Annotated in this window: 8 protein-coding genes; 6 read left to right on the forward strand and 2 right to left on the reverse strand. The window is 46.8% G+C overall.

What is annotated here, in order from left to right; all coding sequences use genetic code 11:
• Positions 1-55 precede the first annotated feature (55 nt).
• Positions 56-271 carry a hypothetical protein gene (locus tag FJQ58_RS22250; RefSeq protein WP_139996993.1) on the forward strand — a complete coding sequence of 72 codons (216 nt, stop codon included), beginning with the start codon at positions 56-58 and terminating at the stop codon, positions 269-271.
• 66 nt (positions 272-337) lie between these two features.
• Here FJQ58_RS22250 and FJQ58_RS22255 read toward each other — a convergent pair whose 3' ends face one another.
• The gene (locus FJQ58_RS22255) at positions 338-1,306 is read right to left on the reverse strand and encodes a sugar phosphate isomerase/epimerase family protein (protein WP_139996994.1); all 969 of its coding nucleotides are present in this window, start codon (positions 1,304-1,306) and stop codon (positions 338-340) included.
• Between the two features lie 312 nt (positions 1,307-1,618).
• On the opposite strand from FJQ58_RS22255, the gene FJQ58_RS22260 reads away from it, so the two are divergent.
• From FJQ58_RS22260 to pcrB, 4 genes are all read left to right on the forward strand, one after another.
• Complete coding sequence (locus tag FJQ58_RS22260; protein ID WP_139996995.1) at positions 1,619-2,734, forward strand: S1C family serine protease; 1,116 nt, start codon at positions 1,619-1,621, stop codon at positions 2,732-2,734.
• A gap of 55 nt (positions 2,735-2,789) precedes the next feature.
• Entirely contained in the window at positions 2,790-4,703 is a 1,914-nt protein-coding gene (locus FJQ58_RS22265) for a stalk domain-containing protein (protein WP_139996996.1), read from the forward strand.
• Positions 4,704-4,845: 142 nt separating this feature from the next.
• Complete coding sequence (locus FJQ58_RS22270) at positions 4,846-7,380, forward strand: U32 family peptidase (RefSeq protein ID WP_139996997.1); 2,535 nt, start codon at positions 4,846-4,848, stop codon at positions 7,378-7,380.
• Positions 7,381-7,555: 175 nt separating this feature from the next.
• On the forward strand, positions 7,556-8,251 hold the full coding sequence (gene pcrB / locus FJQ58_RS22275; RefSeq protein WP_139996998.1) for a heptaprenylglyceryl phosphate synthase: 696 nt from the start codon (positions 7,556-7,558) through the stop codon (positions 8,249-8,251).
• A gap of 939 nt (positions 8,252-9,190) precedes the next feature.
• On the opposite strand, the gene FJQ58_RS33490 is transcribed toward pcrB, so the two are convergent.
• Positions 9,191-9,418: a DUF6199 family natural product biosynthesis protein gene (locus tag FJQ58_RS33490; RefSeq protein WP_476641274.1), complete on the reverse strand. Its 228-nt coding sequence runs from the start codon at positions 9,416-9,418 to the stop codon at positions 9,191-9,193.
• A gap of 367 nt (positions 9,419-9,785) precedes the next feature.
• On the opposite strand from FJQ58_RS33490, the gene FJQ58_RS22280 reads away from it, so the two are divergent.
• Entirely contained in the window at positions 9,786-15,017 is a 5,232-nt protein-coding gene (locus tag FJQ58_RS22280) for a hypothetical protein (RefSeq protein WP_139996999.1), read from the forward strand.
• Positions 15,018-15,072: the final 55 nt, after the last annotated feature.

Below are 15,072 nucleotides of genomic sequence, written 5' to 3' on the forward strand. Positions count from 1 at the left end.
CAAAAAGCTAACATATAGTAAAATAGGTTACGTGCGAAAAAAAGGAGGTCCCTTCATGTTTTTGGCAGAAGAAGCAGTTCAAGAAGCAAGTAAAATCGGTACTTTCGATTGGTTCATGCTTGCCTTTACCGTACTGATTGCAATTGGGTTTGTGCGACTATTAACGGCTCGCCCGAAGAAAAACATTTTTGCGATCGGTTTCACTTTCGTTTCACTGGCATTGTTTTTGCTGATTGACTTTATTATGATCACGCAGGTTTGGCTAGCTTAGTATCTAATGTAACAAAACAAAGGCGTACTGGACAAGTCCAGTACGCCTTTGTTTTGTTTATAAGGATTAAACCCACCACATCTCGCCTAGCGGCTCGCGGATCAGAATTTGCTGTAAGTTCTGAACGGCCTTCGTGAAGCCCTCGTCTACCGACATCAAGCCGTCCTCATGCTCAATGCTGACCACGTAGTCATAGCCAACAAGGCGAAGCGCGCTAAGGATATCAGCCCATGTCTTCAAGTCATGGCCATAGCCGACAGTACGGAACTGCCAAGCGCGATCAAGCATAAGCGCGTATGATTGCATATCCGTTACGCCATGGTGATTGACGTTAATCGGATCGATCGTTGTATCCTTCGCATGGAAGTGATGAATTGCTCCGGCACGGCCAAGAATATGTACCGCTTGTACCGGATCGATGCCTTGCCACCACATGTGGCTTGGATCAAGATTGGCGCCGATCGCATTGCCAGCCGCTTCACGCAGGCGAAGCAAGGTAGCAGGACTGTGAACGGAGAAGCCGCCATGAAGCTCAAGGCCGATTTTGACGCCGCCTTCTGTAGCCAGCTTTCCAATCTCAGACCAATATGGAATAACTTTTTCTTCCCATTGCCATTTCAGGATATCCTGGAAATCATTCGGCCAAGGAGCAACCGGCCAGTTCGGGTATTTTGCATCCTCATGGTCGCCTGGGCAGCCAGAGAACGTATTGACAACGGATACTTCAAGACGGTTGGCAAGCTCAATCGTTTTGCGAATAACCGCATCATGGTCAGAAGAAATAGCCTTCTGCGGGTGAAGCGGATTGCCGTGGCAGCTAAGTGCGCTGATCATCAGTCCGCGTGATTCTATTGCATGCTTAAACGCTTTCAGTTTGCCTTCGTCCGCTAGCAATGCATCCACATCACAGTGTGCGTTGCCCGGGTATCCACCCGTGCCGATTTCGATTGCATCCAGACCTTTGGAAGCGATGTAGTCGAGAGCTTCCTCGAATGGTTTTTGTGCAAAAAGAACGCTAAATACGCCTAATTTCATTTGTCCTTTTACCTCCCGAATCCATTGAGATGGATTGAATTAGTAGTCCCACATAGTATACCACTTTCATAATCAGAACACATAACCGAAACGACAATTGACAAAATCGCATAATAATTAAGCAAAACGGGCATAGTGCAGGCCGGAGGGTCTATTTCCATTCTGTATCTTTTTACCTATAAATCTAGCTAATTTTGATTGTCGTTTATTGGAAAATATGCTATGTTACGAGGGGATTGCTAAATAGAGAAAGCAGCGCCAAATCGGGGCTAAACCGGCGTCTGCACAGAGAAGGATAGGGAGAGTGGGTTCATGAAGAGAAGCATGCTTCGAGTTTGCAGCTTTATTGCGATTGGAGCAATTATAGCGGCTGGGACTGCATGGGCTGCCGGCACAGGAGGAACAAGCACGCATGCTTTAAGCGCGACAAAGATTAACGGTGAGGTTTACGTCAAAGCCAGCTCGCTTACGAGTGCGCTTGGCGGCACAGGTACGTTCGACTCCAAGAGCAATACATACGCCTATACCCCCGCAGATATTCCATCAGTCATCAAGAAGGTGTCTCCTTCTGTCGTAGCGATCATCGGCAAGCCGAAGGATGTAGGCTCCGCTGATCCAAGATATGCCCTCGCTCATGGCACAGGCGTAATCATCCGGGCAGACGGCTGGATTGTAACCAATGCGCATGTCGTGGAGGACATGACGAATTTGGTCGTGGTTACTGCAGACGGCAAGAAATATGACGCTGAGCGGACACATTATGATGAACCAAGCGATTTGGCACTAGTCAAAATAAAAGCAACGAAGCTCCCTATAGCCAAACTAGCGGCTACTCCGCTTAATGTGCAGGTAGGCGAGACGGTTGTAGCGATTGGAACCCCAGTCTCCTTCTCGCTGCGCAATACGGCAACCAGCGGCATTTTAAGCGGCATGAATCGCAGCATTTCCTCAGCCTACAAGCTGCTCCAGACAGACGCAGCCATTAATCCGGGAAACAGCGGCGGGCCGCTCGTGAATATGAAGGGCGAGGTCATAGGCATTAATTCTTTGAAATTCGTAGAAGTTGGGGTCGATAATCTTGGATTTTCCATTCCTGCGGATACGGTACAGTATGTGACAAATCATTTTTTCAAATACGGGCATGTGAAGCGTGCTTCATTGGGATTAAGCCTGGAGGAAAGCTGGTCGGCCTTAATCGGCATCCCGACCTCTGATCCACTCACCGTGAAAACGGTGCAATCGGCATCTGCCCAAAAATTAGGGATCAAAAACGGCGATTTGCTTTATAAGGTTGCGGGCAAGCAAGTATCTACCATCGTAGAGCTGAATGAGCTGCTCAAAAGTTATTTGCCGGGCCAACAAGTAGAGGTCATGCTGCAAATGGATGGCGATCTCGTGACGAAGAAGCTGACGCTGGTTGAAGGTTAGGCAATAGAAGCAAGAGTGAATTAGCAATTATCTGAGATTAGAGGAGCAATTATAAATGAAAAGATTTTTAACGATGCTGCTGCCAGTACTGCTGGTATTGGCGATGCTGCCGATGGCGGTGTTTGCCGCAGACGCAGACAGCAAGGTAGAGGTTCGATTGAAGGCGGGTAGCACGACCGTCAAAATTAACGGCAAGGCATCAACGGTAGAAGCTCCGTTTGTGAGCAGCGGCACGACGATGGTACCTTTGAAAGTCATTACCAATGCATTTGGCGCAGGCCTTAAATTGGAAAACGGGAATGTGATTACCTTAACGTACAATGACCGGAAGGTCGTGTTAACGTTTGGCAGCAAAACGGTCAAAATCAACGGAGCAGCAAAAACGGTTGCCATTGCTCCCGTCGTAGTTAAAGGCTCCACAATGGTTCCACTTCGCATAATTGTAGAAGCCTTTGGAGCTAAGATTTCCAATGACGCCGCAACAAAAGAAACGGTCATTAATGGCGTTCGAGCGCAATCCTCAGGCACGGGCGGTACTTCCATCGATTCCGATTACGGAAAAACGAAGGTTGGCGATAGCTACTACGGATGGACATTAAACTACCCGGCTGGTCTCGTTCAAGTTGCGCAAAGCGATAGCGGAGATTATATAAGCTGGGCGGACACCGCAGACGCTTCCAAAGTAGCTGCGCAGGTGAATGTCTTCACGGAGCTCGTCGGTGACGATGAGCTTACAGTCGAAGAACAGCGTGATTTGCTGTATAGCTATTACGATGGCGATGAAATTACCGTGGATAAGCGTACGATTACAGTAGGCGGCCAGCAATTCGAGAAGATTGTCTCTTACACGAAACAAAGCAAAATGTATTATGAATATCGCGGCGTCCAAAAAGCGGATAAATACTTTATTATCCTCGTTGGCGTGAAGGGCTCCGACAAGTCTGTGCTCGCGAGCTACGACGTTTTGTTGAACAGCTTTACGCCTTCGTTTAATGTATCTGACAAAACCGTGAAAAATATTACGAAGGTCCAAGATGGCATGATTACGTTTAAGGATGCCGATTATGGCTTCTCCGTTAAACTACCGGCGGGATGGTATGATGATTCTGACGGCTCTACGCCATCATTTGCAAACAAAACGGACTCTTTCTTGTTTTCCTTTGGATCGCTTTTGGCTGGAGATACGCTTGACAGCTGGGCAGTACGCCATGAGAAAAATCTTCGCGAAGAGTTCGTCAGCTCCAACATTCGCAATGTAACTACGGCACCGGTCACCCTGAAGAACGGAAAAGCATTGAGTCTTTCTTATGATATTTCATACGGTGAAGACTATTGGATTACTTTTAATGAAATTGCTTATATTTCCGGGGATTACCGTTATTCGCTCGTTTACCTACATCCGGCATCGAACAGTGCCAAAAGCAAAGATACCCTTAAGCAAGTCATTGCTTCGGTAACGATCGATACGGCGTATATTGAGAAAAACTTTGGAGTGGTTGATGATCAGTTAGATCTTATCGACCGCAGCAAAAAAATAACAAAACGCAGTGCCACTTACGGCTACTCTATCGAGATGCCGGCATTCTGGACAGGCGAGCAAAACAATTTTAACGAGGACGATGTGTATTATTCGTTTAATGCTGGCGAAGCATTAATATACGAATCGGAGAAAACACCTTCCGCGATTGTCGCTGAAATTTCTCAGCTTCCAAGCTCACCGGATGGGATTTTACAGGGCGTTTCGATTAAAGAAAACACGACTTTAACGATAAACGGGAAATCAGTACGTAAAGTGGTGCTGCATGCAGCTAAGCCGAGAATTGGTATTCCTTATTCACAAATCCTTTATTTGGTTGAGCGGGAAAGCGGATCAATGGTATTTAATTTTACGCTATATGACGTTCATGCAACTGAAAGCAATTTGAAGCTTATCAACGACGTTGCGCAGTCCATTCGTTTCAATTCATAAAAATCAAGGCTCTAGAGCCGGTTCCCTGATGAGGGAACCGGTTTATTTTGCGTGATGCCAGTATTGTGTAGTGGTATAGATGACCGTGGTTTGTTAAGATAGTAGCAACAGGTTTCAAGAATGAGAGGAATGGATTGTAATTATGACTGACACAATAATAAGATCGGACATAGAGCTGCTGGCTCCGGCCGGCGATTGGGATTGTATGAGGGCTGCTGTGGCTAACGGCGCCGATGCGATATTTTTTGGAGTGGAGAAATTTAATGCGCGTGCCCGGGCGAACAACTTCCGCAGCGAAGAGCTTCCGGAAATTATGGCTTTTCTGCATACGTACGGAGTAAAGGGCTTTCTGACGTTTAACATTCTCGTGTTTGAGGACGAGCTGAGAGACGCGCAGAAGCTGATTGAAATGTGTATCGATGCGGGCGTGGATGCGGTTATCGTGCAGGATTTGGGGCTGGTGAAGCTAATCCGCGAGCTATCGCCGGATTTCCCGATTCATGGTTCGACGCAAATGACGATCACGTCGCCGGAGGCGGTTGAATTTACGAAGCCGTTCGGGCTGGAGCGCGTAGTGCTCGGCCGCGAGAACAATTTGAAGCAAATTCGCACAATCGGCGAACAGGCGAAGCTGCCAATGGAAGTATTCGTGCACGGGGCGTTATGCGTGTCGTATTCCGGACAGTGCTTGACGTCGGAAATGTGGGGCGGACGCTCCGCGAACCGCGGGGAATGCGCGCAGGCTTGCCGCTTGCCGTACGATCTGATGGTTGACGGGGAGATTCAGCCGATGGGCGACATCGCGTATTTGCTGTCGCCGAAGGATTTGGCGGCGATCGATATCGTGCCGGAGCTGATCCAAGCCGGCGTGAAGTCGTTTAAGATCGAAGGGCGGCTGAAGAGCCCGGAGTATGTTGCAAATGTCGTGAGCAAGTATCGACGCGCGATCGATAAATATTTTGACGGCGACTTGTCGAAGCCGTCGGCGGAGGATGTGCGTGAGCTGCAGCAAAGCTTCTCGCGCGGCTTCACGCATGGTTTCCTGTCGGGAACGAACAACAAGATGCTCGTTGAGGGCACGTTCCCGAAAAGCCGCGGCGTCTACCTCGGCCGCGTGGAGCGCGTGATGCGCGATGCGGTTTCCTTGCGGATCGACGCGCCTCTAAAGCGCGGCGACGGCATTGTGTTTGACGCCGGCGACCCGACGAAGAAGGAAGAGGGCGGCCGCGTGTACGATATTCGCCGCCAGGGCGTGAAGATTGAGGGCGAAGCGCAGGAAGGCACGCTGATCGAGCTTGTAGCAGGACGCAATGATGTTGACTTGCGCAAGGTGCATGTGGGCGACCGCGTCTGGAAAACAAGTGATCCGGCGCTGGATAAGCGTCTGAGAGCCACTTTTGAAACGGAAAAGCCCTACCGCGTGTTCCCGCTGCATGTACGAGTGACGGGTGCGCTTGGCCAGCCTATGCGTACTTGGTGGACGGATGTACAAAAAGGCACGACCGTTGAGGTTGCCACGGAGCTCGAGCTTGAGCAAGCGCAGAAGCGTCCGATGGATGCAGCGCTGCTGGAGGATCAATTGGGCCGTTTGGGCGGTACGGTGTACCAGCTCGAGAAAATGGAGGTTGAACTTCAGGGCGATCTGATCGTGCCGATCCGTGAGCTGAACCGTTTGCGCCGCGAAGCGGTAGAGCTGCTTGCGGGCGAGCGTCCAAAGCCGCCGGTATATGTGAAGAATCCAGTCGCTTCGCGCGAAAATCTTTTCCAGGCAGACTCGGCGAAGAAGGATATTTTGGCACCGCAAAGCGGCAAGGACGCGAACCTGATCGCCTTGTGCCGCAGCTTGGAGCAAGTGCAGGCAGCCGTAACAACGGATGTATCCTATGTGTATGCTGATTTTGAATTCATCAAGCAGTTCCCTGCTGCAGTGGCTGCGGCCCGTGAGGCGGGCAAGCCGATTGCACTGGCAACGCCGCGCATTCATATGCCGGGCGAGAATGGATACCATGCGAATATTTTGAAGCTGCAGCCGGATGCGGTACTCGTGCGGAACACAGGAGCGCTGTATTATTATCTGCGCGCCCGTGCAGCTAACCCGGACAAGCCGTTCCCGAAATTGATCGGCGACTTCTCATTGAACGTAGCCAATCACAAAGCAGTGAACTTGTTCACAGAGGTTGGGCTTGATCTGATCACTCCTTCGTATGACCTGAATATTCAGCAGATGGTCGATTTGCTGGAAAACTCGGATACGTCGATGCTGGAGATGGTCATCCATCAGCATTTGCCGATGTTCCATACGGAGCACTGCGTATACTGCACCTTTATGAGCGAAGGAACCGACTTTACCAACTGCGGCCGTCCGTGCGAGGAGCAGCGCGCTTCCTTGCAGGATCGGATCGGCATGGCGCACCCCGTGCGCGTAGATGAGGGCTGCCGCAATACCGTATATAATGCGATTGAGCAATCAGGCGCAGAGTATATTCGCAATTTTGTCGGCTATGGCGTCTCTAACTTCCGCGTAGAGTTTTTGGAAGAAACGCCGGAGAAGGTGCTTGAAGTATTGGGTCTTTACCGCGACGCGCTGGATGGAGGCATCAGCGGCACGCAGGTTTGGCGCAGCCTGAAAGCGATCAATCAGTTGGGCGTTACCCGTGGTCAACTAGTCAAGAAATAGGGATAGTTTTGACGTGAAAAGGTATGCCGCTCTCCTATCCGTAGGAGGGCGGCATTTTTCCATTTGATGGCCGGCGCAGGACAGGTTTGACACGCGATGGGCGCTGGCATAGCATAGAGGGATAGCGCAATTATGAGACATTCGATTTTGGCGAAAAAGCGAGGTTTGGTCATTGATGAGTGAGGTTTGGTTTTCGGGCTGGCGGCATGTGTTTAAGCTTGACCCCGAGCGTGAAATAACCGATGAAGCACTGGATCTAATATGCAATTCAGGGACGGATGCGATTATCGTGGGCGGTTCCAGCGGAGTGACTTTTGAGAATACCGTTGATCTCATGGCACGGATTCGCAGATATGCGGTAGACTGTGCGCTGGAGGTATCGACGCTGGAAGGCGCAGTTCCTGGCTTCGATGGATATTTTGTGCCGCTCGTTCTGAATACGGACAAGGCGGAGTGGATCACCGGACGGCAAACCGCTGGACTGCTCGAATACGGCTCGTTTGTTCCTTGGGAAGAGACAGCGGCGCAGGGATACATTATTTTGAATGGTGAGGCGACGGCCGCAAAGGTAACCGATGCACAGACGGAGCTGACAGAAGCAGAATTGATCGCTCATGTGCGAATGGCTGACCGGCTGATGCGCCTGCCTGTTATATATTTGGAATACAGCGGCCGTTTCGGCGATATGCAGCTTGTGAAGCGGGCACGGGCAACAGCCGTTCAAGCCAGATTATTTTACGGCGGTGGCATTGACACTGCGGACAAAGCTTTCCAAGCGGCGGAAGCCGCACATACGGTTGTGGTCGGAAATGTGATTTATAGCGATTTGGACGCGGCTCTTAGTACGGTTGGGGCTGTGAAGGGAATATGAGGGATGTATTGTGAGCACTGCAAAGCCGAATAAGTAGTGGATAAGTTGAAAATAAAAGGCATGAGCTAGGTACAGTACCGAATTCATGCCTATCGCCTAGCAAAATGAAGACGAAGGTAGATTCATATTATTCAACAAAAGATTATGACAAAATGAATATCAAGCTTAATATAATAAGAACTATGCCAATCATTCTATATACATAAATCGTTTTGACCGATATAAATTTCTGTTTATCATATTTATCCATTGGTCCTGCATTACCGTTCATATTATCTAAGTTAAACCATCCAATCTTTGAAAATGTTTTTGGAAAAAACAACAGTAGTAATCCAAGAAGAAATAATACAATCCAATTCATAATTTGGCGCCACTCCCGCAAATTTATTTCCACCTGCTCGATCGTGTATAGGCTACGAAGTTGATAATCAACCGTCTACGATAACTAATTAGTGTTCCGCACGCTCTTTGTTTTTATTACATCCTTGAGTCTAATGATCAACAAAATTTGAGCAATGATACAAGAAATAATTCCGATCACAATGACAACTGTAGAGAACGTTGATAACCAATATTGTTCTTCGGGAAGGTTTAAGTTATTTTTGTAAATATACAATGAAATTACAATATAACTCAGGTTATGGCCTAAGATTATGATTAGTATGACGAATATAAAACCTAGAAAAAAGAACCGGTTTCCAGCTTCAAGAAAGAACTTATAATTGAGATAACAAATAAAACATGGCAAAAATAAAATCTCGACAATGAAGTAGAATATAGTATGAATGGCTGGATCTATCCATGATGTAGCGAATGCTACTGCCCAATAAACGAGAACCATGCACAAATTTTTTTGTAATAAAACCTTTAGCTTAAACTCCCCTTGAGTTAAACGATTTTGCAAACGAATATCCTCCTTTACCATGCTAGTAAGACAAATTATATTCCCAAACCTCCCATCCAGACCCCTGCAATCATGATTAAACCTAAGAATATGGAGATATATGCTCCGATTTTATATAAATAAATGATATCCTTTGTGGGTTTCTTTTGTTGTCTTGCGCTTGATGATGTTTTAACCATGAATTCAGGGAATAAAATAGTTAATATCCCCGATCCGCAAAATACGACTAAAAAGAACATGGTCATTATGACTCTATCCGACATTTAATTGCCCCTTCTAATTCTTACAAGCGGTTTCTCTCTGCGAATCTATCATAAAGGAATTGTATAGTTTTGGATATAATAGGTACACTTTGATTTTTATAGAATAGTAAGGAAGTCAGATGGGATCCGGCTTTCTTTTTTTGATTTGCTCAGATTTCTGAGTGAAAGGGGACTAAAGACCCTATTCTGCACAGAATTTGCACAGAGTGATTTGGTACAATTTCATAGGATGTCGATAGATGACGGAATAGAGCATTTATTGCTGATTTATAGCGATCTATAAGAGGCTCATACCGTTGAACATGGAAGTGAGGCAGAACGGTTGACTAGGCAACGGAGCAGGATTACAGAGAGGAGTCATAAGTTTATGTTTGTAAATCGAAAGGCTTTTAGAAGTATTGCAACGGTGATCATCGTATGCCTGCTAGGAACGATGTTGCAAGGCTTGTATGCAGTAAAGGTCGAGGCGGCACCTGCTGACTTGGAAGTTATTTTTGGAGCTGGTACACACGTAGGTAACTTGACCTATGAGGCAGATAACTCGCTAGTTAATATTTATGCGAATACGCCAGGATTTAGCCAGCCTGACTCACCTACCCAACAATACTCGCAAATTGATTGGGGAAATGGCGATGTTATGACAGGCAAGGAAGACAAAAATACATTAGTCATATTTGAAATCGATATTGCAAGCAATCCAGCACTGAGAGCACTTGCGGAAAGCGGCGAGGCCGAAGTAGTGGTTGGTTGGAATAGATTGAAATTTTACGAGGGAGGGTTTATCCATTGGGAGCGTGATACAAAAGTAAACTTCTATCTCAGTGGTGAAAATATACTATCAGGTGACACAGACGGAGATGGCGACTTAGGCCCCCGTTCTGCAAAAAAGATAATTACTCCACAATCAAAACTAAGAGTAACTGTATATGGAGACGGTAACGGAGACGGTAATGGCGAGCTTACTGGTGCCAGAGGTCTGTATATTAAATTCCAGGATACAAACCGTCCGAAAATGTCAAGCTACATCTTCACAGGCAATGGCGCGGAGCGTACGAATACAACGATTAACCAACAAGAGCTCTATGTTAAGCAGCAGGAAAACATAACGCTTGATTATCAGTTTACAGAGCCGGTTAGGCCTACTGCATTGAACTCGGCTTATTATGAGCATTTCTTGCGTCATCCTCTTTTTGCTAATCCAAGCGGAACAGGTCTGCCAGCAGCGGGGCAGACACAATATTTGGAAAATAGAACGTACACAGCTAATAATCTAAATACCTACCAACGACATGTCCAGTATCAGTATGTGGGCGTTAAATATCATAACAGCGGTAACTTGCCACTAGAACCGTTGATTACGGGAACTTCAACAAGCGGGATTCCTCTTAACCAGACATTGGAGGAGAAATTCAAGGGCGCGGTGTTTGCAGATACAGCAGGTAACGTGGCTATTACTGATTTTCCGACTTTGGGAAATAACGCTAGCAATGAGCATGTGCGCGGAAAAGTTGTGAATCCATTTGATTACAACAATGGCGGTTATCGCGTCATCGTTGACGGAGTCGCACCTAAATATACGAAGACCGGAAACGGTATTCAACCGGAAATTGTGACAGGCGTTACGCTGAATAAAAACGATACGGTTGATTTCACGATGCAAATGACCGAGGAAGCGGTCGTGAAGAAAGGCTGGGTCCCCGAGAAAACATTTATTCTTTTTAACACGGGTTTGAAGGCGTACTACGTTACGGGAAGCAATACAAAAAATTGGACTTTCCGTGCCCATATTACAGAAGAGCTCCTTATGGAGACGCCGCTGTTGAAGGTGATTGCGGTATCGCATGATGATAAAGGAGATAACTCCGATATCAATGTCATTCAGGATTATGCGGGCAATCTTCTCATTCAACCGGCCAATTATGATGGCATCCATATTGATGGGGATGAATCATTAGTCAATTCTAAGATTGATTGGGCACGACTTGCGATTGACAATAAACCACCAATTATTGACTACCACTACGAAGTTGGCGGAGCTACAAACCAGACGTACCAGAAGAACGGAAAAATAACGATTGATGCGAATGACCCATCCGTGTTTATTCCTGCACTTGATCCAGTCATAGAAGAACGAGGACAAGAAAGACCTAGCCGCGGCATATATCGTCCATCCAACAATACAGGTGCAGGTTCGCCATCTGTTGGGTTAGTCTATTACGTTTGGACACAATCACCGAATGACCCGTTTGCAGAGGAGTCTGCGGATCAATTCGCTGCAATCAAGCGCTACTCTTTATCGGCTAAGCAGCCAAGTGAGGAGCTTTATCCAGGGAAGTATGCGAACCTCTCTCTTCAGGTCGTTAATAACAAAACAAATATGATTGCCCCACCGGCCGAAGCGCTGACCTCGGAAAACAGCGGTGATTGGTACTTGCATACTTGGACGGCAGATATGACATGGGATTCTGCTAGAGAATTGATGCAATATAAGAAAAAAGCGGATTATGTCATTCAGCACGCAGATCAATATGAAGCTTGGAAACAGGAGCTAACTAGCGGCTCCGATGCCGACAGAACTTTTTACGCAGATAACAAAGCACTAGCTGCTGTTGGTGACTATGGAAATGTCAGCTCGTGGGACTTGAATGATTTTAAATACGACGATTCCAATTGGACTTACAATTCGACAGTCATCAAGCTTGATAACCGCAAGCCAGTAGTAACAATCAAAGAGGTTAGCGGCGACAACACGTTTAACGTGGAAATCAGCGCTGATATCGTAGATGACCATAGCGGAATTAAGAAAACTTCTTACCAATGGGTATTGGATGGCAAGCAGCCTAAGGATATCAATTGGAAAATAGCAACTCTTACGGAGGGGGAGCTTAGCGTTTCTACCTTGAACGAGGTGGAAGAAGATGGACTTTATCGCTTATACATTAAAGTGCTTGATCAAGCGGGCAATGAAGTAATCACCTCGTCAGAAAGTCCGGTAAAGGTTAATTCGGAAGAAAAAGTACTTACCGAATTTTCTCCACCAGCAGATACGAACTATGTGAAAAGTCATGATGTTCAGTTTAACATCAGCGGCGTTACACCGGATTTTGTTGGCTATGCGATTAGCGCTAACGCTACACGTCCAGTAAACAACGACGACTACAAAGCATTGAATGTTTCCGGAGGAGGCAGCGTAAACGCTGGCTTCGATTATATCGTTCCGGTGAATACAGATTTGAACGGTACCCGTTACATTCATATGATGGCGAAAGCAGGAGACCGCTATTATTATTTCTCGAAAGCTTATTATTTCGATAACCAGGCGCCAACCATTGGCTTTAGCAAAAATGGAGTAACCTATCCCCTTGAATCACATAAGGTAACGGTATCGATTAATGAGCCTTATAGTGTCAACGGTTTGGTGAAGAAATACCAATGGGTGAAGCTTGGCAAAGCGGCTCCAGATGCTGATTCACCAGACTGGATTGAGCTGCCGGAAGGCGGAGTAATCGAGCTTGACAGCAAGGCGCTGGAAGAGGGTGAGATCGCAGATTACAGGCTTTATGTATTTGCGGTAGACGGTGCTGGAAACAGCACGATCAAGAGCACGATCGGGACGTTTAAGGTTTCCAAAAATGCAGGAGCGGAAATCCCGCCAGCACCATCTCACTCCGATTTGATTTATTTATATGGGGACGATACCGATGGTTATACAGCGATCTTGAAGCTGACTCTGGATACAGAGGATAAGAAAGGCTACGAGTATTCCATTTCAGAGGACAACGGAGCAAGCTGGAACAAATGGCGGACGTTTACGAGTTTTGTTTCGGTGAAAGCTGTTTCGGATAGAGCAGCAGCGTTGCCGATTCAAGTGAAATACCGAACGCCAGGCGGCGCGGTCAGCGATCCGCAGAAGATTAATATCGCAACACTGTCTACGGTTGAGCCGGTTTATGCGCTTACTACGCTGAGCACAACGAGACCGATTAGTCCACTTACTGGTGTAAACATTGAGGTATCGGTGCCGCTCGGCATTAAAGTAGTTCCAACGGACGTTAATCCTTCTATACCGGAACGAACAGGCAATACGTTCAAGGTTAAGGAGAATGGCTTCTATACGTTCGATCTTACGGATATCAATGATGGAGAACGCAAGGATACTTTGTATGTTGTGATTAACAATGTGGATGGAACGCCGCCCGAGGGCAGCATTGAATATCTTATTACAGATGAGACAAACAGCAATGTGACCGTTCGCTTAGAAACGTCCGAGCCTGTTCAAGTAACGAATAACGATGGAAGAGGTTCGTATACCTTTAACGATAACGGATCCTTCACCTTTGAGTTTAAGGATGAAGCGGGAAATATGGGGACAGCTACTGCCGTTGTCCAAAATATTAATAAAGAGGGCCCTAAGGTGCTTTTAGTGCGCTCTTATACGTATGGCAAAGATGGGGCGAAGACATTCGGAACCGTTCAAGATGCTAATGGAAATGTCCTGTTCTCTTCAGGCGTAACGCTAGAGGTGCAAGCAGAGCCGGGAGAAACGAAGGAAATTAGTATCGTAAAAGGAAGCAAAACAGTAACCTTGCAAAGCAATGGTACGCAAACGTTTGTTGTTTCCGATCAGTTTGGCAATACGAAGGTATTGACGGCTGATATCGATAATATTATTGCAGCGCCTCCTCAAGTGGAAAGCGTCACGTATACGTATGTTGATGAGGACGGACAAGCCTTGCCGCAAAACAAAATTGTGACTATCGACGGCAAGACGTATGCAAATGGAAACATGAGAGTAACGTTAAGCGGTCATACAACTGCTCCGAATAAAGTATTTTCGGGCGTTGTACCAATTGCACAAAGTGGCAGCTTTACTAATCAAATCAGCGATGATGAAGGCAGCTTCCAATATTCAAGAACGTACACGGCTAACGGTTCTACGACGATCGCCGTATCTGACCTGCTAGGCAACGTGAATAAAGTGACGGTGACTGTTGATGGAATAGATAATAAAGCACCTGAGCTTGTATTGAAACGTGCTTCAGCAGCTGTGGTTCAGAATAAAAAAGACTTCAATTTCGCTGTTGATTTAGGTGGTTTTACAGTTTCAGATAACGTATCGAAGCCTGAGAACATTAAGGTATCGATTAGCAAGCTGGATCTAACCAAAGCAGGATATCAGCCAATTACTTACACGGCTGTGGACCAAGTAGGCAATACGGTTACTGCCGTGCAGGACGTGTATGTGGTTAAAGATGGAGGAATCTTAATTTTTGCAAATGATATGCTGATTTCATCCTCTGCAGGAGAGACGGCGTTGTTTGACCGCAGCACACTGACTTTCAGCATTTCCGGCTACAACCTCATGAACGTTGGCGGCAAAGACCAAGTTAATGAACTGGGCACCTATGATTTGCTCTATCAGCCAGGTCTCTATCGCGAAGGCCAAATGAAATATATTGCAAGTAAAATTACGTATAAAGAACTGATAAGCGGTCAATTTAAAGTGACTTTCCCTGGAGCAGGCTGGTACACCATTATTGTGAGAAACCAGGAGCGCGAGCGGGAATATGCTACATTCTTCATTTCGAAGGCGCAGTAATTGATCCGCAGTCCAAGTACCGGCCGTGCGTTTAGTGCGGCTGGTTCTCGGCCTG

It is taken from the genome of Paenibacillus paridis (assembly GCF_006345825.1).
Taxonomy (GTDB): Bacteria; Bacillota; Bacilli; order Paenibacillales; family Paenibacillaceae; genus Pristimantibacillus; species Pristimantibacillus paridis.